The 2,757-nt window shown below is 67.9% G+C and carries 5 protein-coding genes and 1 pseudogene; 4 read left to right on the top strand and 2 right to left on the bottom strand.

Features of this window, described 5'->3' with window-relative positions; all coding sequences use genetic code 11:
• From ABT116_RS42035 to ABT116_RS42025, 3 genes are all read left to right on the top strand, one after another.
• Positions 1-264, top strand: a 264-nt coding sequence (locus tag ABT116_RS42035) for a PLD nuclease N-terminal domain-containing protein (protein ID WP_351645663.1), incomplete at its 5' end; no start/stop codon positions are given.
• A 68-nt stretch (positions 265-332) separates the two neighbouring features.
• Complete coding sequence (locus ABT116_RS42030; protein ID WP_351645661.1) at positions 333-938, top strand: DUF6232 family protein; 606 nt, start codon at positions 333-335, stop codon at positions 936-938.
• Positions 935-1,279: a hypothetical protein gene (locus tag ABT116_RS42025; RefSeq protein ID WP_351645659.1), complete on the top strand. Its 345-nt coding sequence runs from the start codon at positions 935-937 to the stop codon at positions 1,277-1,279. The genes ABT116_RS42030 and ABT116_RS42025 overlap by 4 nt, the downstream gene beginning before the upstream one ends.
• A 1-nt stretch (position 1,280) precedes the next feature.
• Here ABT116_RS42025 and ABT116_RS42020 read toward each other — a convergent pair whose 3' ends face one another.
• Positions 1,281-1,394 (bottom strand): DUF397 domain-containing protein, encoded by a 114-nt coding sequence (locus ABT116_RS42020; protein WP_351645665.1) that lies wholly within the window; start codon positions 1,392-1,394, stop codon positions 1,281-1,283.
• Positions 1,342-2,289, bottom strand: coding sequence for a helix-turn-helix domain-containing protein (locus tag ABT116_RS42015; RefSeq protein WP_351645656.1), 948 nt, complete (start codon positions 2,287-2,289; stop codon positions 1,342-1,344). The genes ABT116_RS42020 and ABT116_RS42015 overlap by 53 nt, the downstream gene beginning before the upstream one ends.
• Before the next feature lie 104 nt (positions 2,290-2,393).
• On the opposite strand from ABT116_RS42015, the pseudogene ABT116_RS42010 reads away from it, so the two are divergent.
• Positions 2,394-2,757, top strand: a pseudogene (locus ABT116_RS42010) (hypothetical protein); the annotation flags it as partial.

Below are 2,757 nucleotides of genomic sequence, written 5' to 3'. Positions count from 1 at the left end.
CTGGCGCTCAGCGTGTACGCGTTCATCGACTGCATCAGCACGAAGGACGACGAGATCCGCCACATGCCCAAGCCGCTGTGGGCGCTCCTTGTCCTGCTGTTCCCCCTCGTCGGGTCGATCTCCTGGCTCATCGCCGGAAAGAAGCGGGTGCCTTCGGCTGAGCGTCCCCGGCAGTGGGTGGCGCCCGACGACAATCCGGACTTCCTGAAGTCGCTCGACGAGGACAAGAACAGGGACGACGACCCGAAGCGCGACGAGTCCTGAAGGCACCGGCTCTCCCGCCCGTGTGAAACCACTTGCCCTCGGTAAGCACATGGTCGCCAATGGTGCCCATGGAGACACAGCAGCCACCGGGGCAGTGGGACGTACCGCCCCCGCCCTCCACTCCGCCGCGCGCCATGACGGACGTCGAACTTCGCGTCCACAAACGCCTGTTATGGGTCGGCACGGCCGCATACCCCTTGCGCAACATCGCCCGGGTGTACACCTTCACCCTGCATCCCAAGCGCAAGGAGGCGGTCTTCCGCTTCCTGACCCGCGCCTTGATCACCCTGGCCGTGGGGATCGGTCTGTCGATCATCGGCAGTCTGACGTTCATCGACGGCAGGTCGACGGGTACCGGGGTCCTGACGATCGTGTGGCTCGGTACGGGCGCCGCGCTGATCTACTTCTTCGTGGACATGCTCTCCGTCGTCACGGCCCAGTCGCACTACGTCCTCGCCGTCGAGACGGCCGGCCCGTCCACGGCGATGGTGACCAGCCGGAACCCGCAGCACCTCGACCAGCTCGTGGGCTACGTCGCGGGCGCGCTGGAGAACCCCGACGCCGAGTTCCGGGTTACGGTGGAGCGCCTGACGATCAACTCGCCCACCAACTACCACTTCGGTGACAGCGTGAACATGTACGGCGGCAGCGGGAACACGGGGATCGCGGCATGAGCGGCAACAACTACTACTACGGCGACAACGTCAGCATGCACGGCGGCAGCGGCAACACGGGCATCGTGAAGAACGGGGCCACGGGCGACACGGACCCCGCCCTGCGGCTGGCCCTCGCCGAACTGATCCGTGAGGTACGGGAGTTGCGCGACCAGCTGCCGCAGCCGAGCGCGCAGCTCATCGACGAGTCCCTGCCGGTGCTGGCCGCGGACGCGGCGCCGGCGCAGGAGCGGCACCGTGCGCTGCTGGCTGTCGCCGCGATCGCCGCGGCCGTCGGAGCGGTGGGCCAGCCGGTCGCGGAGGCGGCCAACCGGATCCTGCAGATGGTGAGCGGGCAGTAGTTCAGCGTACGGAGTCGATGAACGCCGACCAGGCGGACCGGCCTACGACCAGGACCGGTCCGTCAGGGTTCTTGCTGTCGCGGACGGGGACGGTGGCGGGGAAATCGGGGGCTATTTCGATGCAGTTGCCGCCATTGGCGTCGCTGTAGCTGCTCTTGATCCACCGTGCCGCGCTGAGTTCGGGCTTCTTCATGATGCTGGTACCTCTCCATCACGTCGCTGATCAGAGCGGCGGACCCGGGGGCTGACGGAGCGTCCGCCCTGAGCACATCATAGGAGTGGCTGTGGCGTGCGTAGAGGGCCGGATCGTCGCTGAAGTGGCCGCGATCCAAGGACTCCGAGTAGACCCACCGATGCCCGTCCGGCAGCTCGATCAACGACATGGAGCCGCTGGGGCGGAACAGGCCGAGGCGGTCCGCGGGGGCGACCTGGATACGGATGTTGGGTCGCCGCCCGACGTCCAGCAGGTGCGCGCACTGGTCCCTCATCACGCCCGGGTTGCCGACGACGTTGCGTAGGCAGCTCTCGTCCAGGACGACGAGGTACAGCGGGCCCCTCTCCGCCAGGAAGCGTTGCTGACGGCTCAGTCGGGCTCGCACCCGGTCCTCCAACTCCTCGCCACTCACCAGCCGCGAGAACAGCGCACGGGCGTAGTCCGCCGTCTGCAACAGCCCGGGAATGACCCGCTCCTGGTACTCCCGAAGGGTGACGGCAACCTCGTCCATCTCGGCGCGCCGCCGGAACCAGTCCGGATGCTCCACCTGCGGATACCAGTCGATCCTGGTCCACAGCCGAAGCAACACCCCGCCCGTGCACAACACTTCGTCACATGTCTTGGCGAACGTGTCCTGCGGAACCCTCGTACCGCCCTCGACCCGCGCCACATGCGAACGGTCGCATGGGATCTGTCTGGCCAGACCCTCCTGCGTGAGCAGCGCGGCCTCACGGAAGTGCCGCAGGACCTCCCCGAATACCGCCGCCGTACTCGCCCCGCCGTTCCGTCGGCTCACGGCTCCCCCTCCGTGACAGTGCACCGGTGTCACACGCAAAGCATTGATCCGGACCGTTCCCCTGCGCAACGCTCAACACACCCAGAGTGACGGAGGTGCACGGAATGGAACCGGGAACGCTCGTCTACGACCCCCAGACGCGCAAGGTCGGCGAGTACCAGGACAGAACCGGCCCGTATGTGATGCTGCGCCCGGTCGGCGGCGGCCGGGAATGGCAGGCCGACCCGGCGAGAATCCGCGAGGCGACACCGGAGGAACGGCTCAGCGCGGGCGTACGCGCGCTCAACGACCGTTCCAGGGAAGGTCTGTCGGCCGATCCGACGCGACCGCCCTCCCCGGTGCCAGGGTGCGCGAGCTGTGAGGAGCTGGCGCTGCGGCGGGACAGGGCGCGGGCGGCGTTCGACGGCAGTGCGGTGACAGACGCGAACGTGCTGCTGCGCCAGCACCAACGCGACGAGCACGGTGGGG

It is taken from the genome of Streptomyces sp. NPDC002130 (assembly GCF_040296465.1).
Lineage (GTDB): Bacteria > Actinomycetota > Actinomycetes > Streptomycetales > Streptomycetaceae > Streptomyces.
The sequence above is the reverse complement of the archived record's forward strand: the minus strand, read 5'-3'. Positions and strand labels throughout refer to the sequence as shown.